Source organism: Okeania sp. SIO3I5 (assembly GCF_010672085.1).
Taxonomy (GTDB): Bacteria; Cyanobacteriota; Cyanobacteriia; order Cyanobacteriales; family Microcoleaceae; genus Trichodesmium.
This window is the reverse complement of sequence record NZ_JAAHHT010000439.1, coordinates 1-3,571: the sequence shown is the minus strand read 5'-3', so window position 1 is coordinate 3,571 and position 3,571 is coordinate 1. Positions and strand designations below refer to the sequence as shown.

Sequence of the window (3,571 nt, the reverse complement as noted above, 5' to 3'; positions counted from 1 at the left end):
ACTCTTGTATTCAACCGGATTTGATATTACTCCTTACTCCTTACTCCTTACTCCTTACTCATTACTCATTACTCATTACTCATTACTCCTCAGTAATACGATAACTAATTACCCGGATTCTATATGAGGTGAAGCGTGGTCGTACTAATCCTGTCTTAGAAAGATTGGGCGAACTTTACGATCGCGAGAAATTATCAGGTAAACCTGTTAAGAAAATCAGAGCTAAAATTAGGTCTAAGGCTGCTGAGGTTTTGTATAAGAAGCTAGTGGAGAGATTGTTATGAGTAAGACTGATATTGATTGGACGCAGTATACCTGGAATGTTGTTACGGGATGCACTAAAGTTAGTCGTTGGTGCTTGCATTGTTATGCTGAAAGATTTGCCAACAGATTTAAAAGCTTGTATCCCAATGGGTTCCAAGAGGTTACCTGTCATCCAGGGAGATTATCGCTTCCTCTTAAGATGAAAAAGTCACAGGAGATTTTTGTTAATTCGATGTCGGACTTATTCCACGAAGAAGTACCTGACGCGTTTTTACTTCGCGTATTCTCTGTGATTAAGCAAACTCCACGGCATATCTATCAAGTATTGACTAAACGTCTTGAACGAATGCAAGAGTTTATGTCAAAACTGTGGTTTGAGGATGACGTCGCTTTACATTGGGGAGACAGAACTCCTTATGAAGGTTTAGAAAATCTTTGGTTGGGGGTGTCTGTTGAGGCGACAGATGTTGCCAGTCGTATTGATCGGCTTCGAGAAACTCCGGCAAAAGTTAGATTTTTGTCATGTGAACCTTTGCTTGAAAGTTTGAATGAAATTGATCTAACGACTGGGATTGACTGGGTAATAGTTGGTGGTGAGTCTGGTCTTTATTGTCGTCCTATAGAAAGAGAGTGGGTAGAAGAAATTTATCAGCGGTGCATTACTACTAATACTCCTTTTTTCTTTAAGCAATGGGGCGGTTTTAGACCTAAAACAAATGGGAGGTTGTTTCATGGGAGAGAATGGAATCAAAAACCTTTGTCGGCATAAATAGATCATTTATTCCAAATATGATTTTTTTTAAATTACTCTCGAGTGATGTGAATAGTCACATCTATTTGTTCCCCTGGTTTAATATTGGCCAGAGATTGAGTGAAAATATTATCGCGCTGTTGTTCGAGGAGTCCGGCAGCACGCCCCTCTTGTTTGGCTTTTTGATAGATTTGTTTTGCCTCTTCCCGTTTTTTGATATTGCCTTTGATTAGGCGATCGCAGATTTTTATTTCCATATAGTTTTTGCAATTTTTCGATGATATAGAATCTGGTACAGTGCGGGCATCTTGCCTGCCAGAGTGTACTTCACGGGCAACGGAAAGCGCTGTAATTATCCATTATATCATGTCCGGTTGAATACTTACAATGCATGAGGAAGTAAGGCAGGAGGCACTTATGCTGGAGACAGAAGGATTTCTTCCAATTACGACTTAGATTCTATACACGCTCCGATGCTACCGGACATGATATTATCCATTATTAGGAGAGACTTTAAACCGAGTTCTTGGAATAACCATTGCTAGCAATGGCTATCAGCAATCCCAAAGTTAGAAACTCGCGAGACTGAGCTGTATGTGCTGTAAGCTTTTATCAGTAATATTTTCATTCTTGAAAGTAAATCTTTTTTTAGAATAACTTTGTACTCTCCAGTTAATTATCAATTATCAATTATCAATTATCCATTATCCATTATCCATTGGTTATATAGTTTTCGCAATTTATCTATTGAGGAAACTTGGGGAATTTGAGATACTATTGTCTCTAATAATTTCACATCATCTATTTTTGAAATATCTGATAAAATCCCCACATATTCATCACCAAACTTGAGTTTTAATCCCATTTCAATTGCTAATAATAACCCCTGTTTAATTTGAGCATCTTTTAGAGATATCTCAGCATCTTTTTGGGAGATTTGAGCATCTTTTAGAGATATCTCAGCATCTTTTTGGGAGATTTTCAGATTTTTTTCTACTGCTATTTCATCTCCTGTTTTAATTAGATTCCCATCAGCATAGCACCAACGCAACCAAGTACCATTAACATTTTCAAATACACCATTCCATAGAGTTAATCCCAAATTAACATGAGCAAACCAAGCATCACTTTTAGGAATATAAGAATTAACTTGTAGTTGAAATACTTGCAGTACAGTTTGACTAATTTTTTGCAATGGATCGTAGACAACATAATAAGGAATTCCTAACTTTGCATAGTCCGTTAATTTACTTCCTAATTCATTGCCTGGAGTCGGAGAAACAATTTCTATTACGACATCTGGTGCTTTGCCAAATTCCCAGAATAAATAAGAGCGAACATTACGTTTCCACCATTCTTTCTCACCAACAATATTCAAACTTAAAAAAACATCAGGTACAATTCCTGAATCTAGGAGATGAGAAAATAAACCCACATTCGCAGCAACAATAAAAGGAACATTTATCGGTATTTCCGCACCACTATAAAATACAGTTGTGAGTAGACGTTGTTGTTTTTCATTAATAAAACTATCCAAGGGAGTGTCATCCTCTAGAATCATGTGACTGGTGTCTGGATCTCCATGGAGGAAAGCAGTGTCATTCTCCAGAATCATATTATTGGTGTCTGGATCTCCATGGGGCAGAACTGTAAATTTTTCTGACATAATTACCTCCAGATTAATTGGGGAATTTTTAATATATTATATAGGCAAAATGATAACCCATTCATTAATGGATCATGGATAATTGATAATTGATAATTACCTCTGGTTAAAACCGTTCTTGATTGAATATAAGGAATATTTTCTTTTTTTTTCCTTAAAATGGGAGGCTTTAAACCTGAATTATTTAATTATTAATTATTAATTATTCGGTAAGGATGTTGTATGCAATGTCCCTAGTTTTTGTTATAGAAGGCGACCGCACAGAAATATAGATGAATCAAAAAATTTAACTGTTCAATTGTTTAATGGGTAAACTTAAAATTGCTAAAATCTTGGAAATATTTATATCTTCTGCATTTTTAATGACTAATTCCTCATTATTAATGGCAACATTTTGACCAAAAAGTTTGAGAAAGCGCCAGATACGTCCTGTGGTAACAGCACCATAAATACTTTCAGTTGTTCTATTTCTTGCTTGGTTAAACCTCTGTGCTGCCACCATTTCTGCAATACATTGACCTAAACCTACGTTTGTACTTTCATTTTTGGCTTCAACTATTGTGATTACGGGAGCTTCTATTTCTAAAGTGAACTCTGAAGCACTCAAAATATAGTCACAAAATCCATTTAGTCCGCTGGTAATATCGACATTAAAATCTTTGCCAGAAAACAAGCTAATTTTACCATCAAATATTTCTCTTATTTCTATCAACAATGGTGCAATAATTAACTCTGAACGAGCTTTTTCAGTATTATTATCAAAAGCAACTTTGAGATTACGTTTCAGAGTCATTTTCAAATATTCACTCGGTTCAACTAACTCGATATTAGGAAACAAATTAACCATATTAATACTAAGATCAAAAGTAGTTTGAGCTTGATTAATAGTA

4 protein-coding genes and 1 pseudogene are annotated in these 3,571 nt (G+C 35.5%); 2 read left to right on the top strand and 3 right to left on the bottom strand.

The genetic code is table 11. The features are described 5' to 3' along the window. Nucleotides 1–128: 128 nt before the first annotated feature. On the top strand, nt 129–284 hold the full coding sequence (locus F6K40_RS39350; RefSeq protein ID WP_293145489.1) for a hypothetical protein: 156 nt from the start codon (nt 129–131) through the stop codon (nt 282–284). Then, entirely contained in the window at nt 281–1,033 is a 753-nt protein-coding gene (locus tag F6K40_RS39345) for a DUF5131 family protein (RefSeq protein ID WP_293145487.1), read from the top strand. The genes F6K40_RS39350 and F6K40_RS39345 overlap by 4 nt, the downstream gene beginning before the upstream one ends. 44 nt (nt 1,034–1,077) lie before the next feature. Here the strand turns inward: F6K40_RS39345 and F6K40_RS39340 are convergent. From F6K40_RS39340 to F6K40_RS39330, 3 genes and pseudogenes are all read right to left on the bottom strand, one after another. Continuing rightward, nucleotides 1,078–1,272, bottom strand: a pseudogene (locus F6K40_RS39340) (VIT domain-containing protein); the annotation flags it as partial. A gap of 440 nt (nt 1,273–1,712) precedes the next feature. Next, on the bottom strand, nt 1,713–2,681 hold the full coding sequence (locus F6K40_RS39335; RefSeq protein ID WP_293145484.1) for a Uma2 family endonuclease: 969 nt from the start codon (nt 2,679–2,681) through the stop codon (nt 1,713–1,715). 286 nt (nt 2,682–2,967) lie between these two features. After that, on the bottom strand, nt 2,968–3,571 hold a 604-nt coding region (locus F6K40_RS39330), incomplete at its 5' end, for a hypothetical protein (RefSeq protein WP_293145482.1).